The 462-nt window shown below is 49.8% G+C and carries 1 protein-coding gene; it reads left to right on the top strand.

Going from position 1 to position 462, the window contains the following annotated elements; all coding sequences use genetic code 11:
* Window positions 1-11: 11 nt before the first annotated feature.
* The coding region (locus ACTJKB_RS30930; protein WP_440838044.1) for a transposase at window positions 12-462 on the top strand (451 nt) is incomplete at its 3' end.

Raw genomic sequence — 462 nt, 5'->3', positions numbered from 1 at the left:
GAGCGATTTCTTTGTACATTCAATATACCATGGACCAACTTTGCTTGCCAATGGATCTGGAAGAAGACATTCCAGAAAATCACCTCGTTCGTGTCGTTAACGCAGCCGTCAATCGGCTGGACGACTCCATCTTTGACGCTGCTTATCCCGGCGGCGTCCGCGACAGCTATCATCCTAAAATGCTCACCAAAGTCATCATTTACGCCTACACTCAGCGTATCTATTCGTCTCGTCAAATCGCCAAACCCGTGCGAGAGAATATTCCTTTCATGTGGCTGGCCGGACGGCAGCGCCCCAACTTTCGAACTCTTAATCGCTTCCGTTCCCAGCGGATGAGGAATGTCCTCGAAACGGTATTTACCGCCGTGCTTCAGTTTCTGGCTGACGAAAAATACGTGTCTCTGGAGCATTATTTTGTGGACGGCACTAAGATCGAGGCGAATGCCAATCGCTACACCTTTG

This window comes from Paenibacillus sp. 22594, assembly GCF_052044425.1.
In the GTDB taxonomy this organism is placed as follows: Bacteria; Bacillota; Bacilli; order Paenibacillales; family Paenibacillaceae; genus Paenibacillus_AQ.
This window is presented reverse-complemented; position numbering and strand designations above follow the sequence as displayed.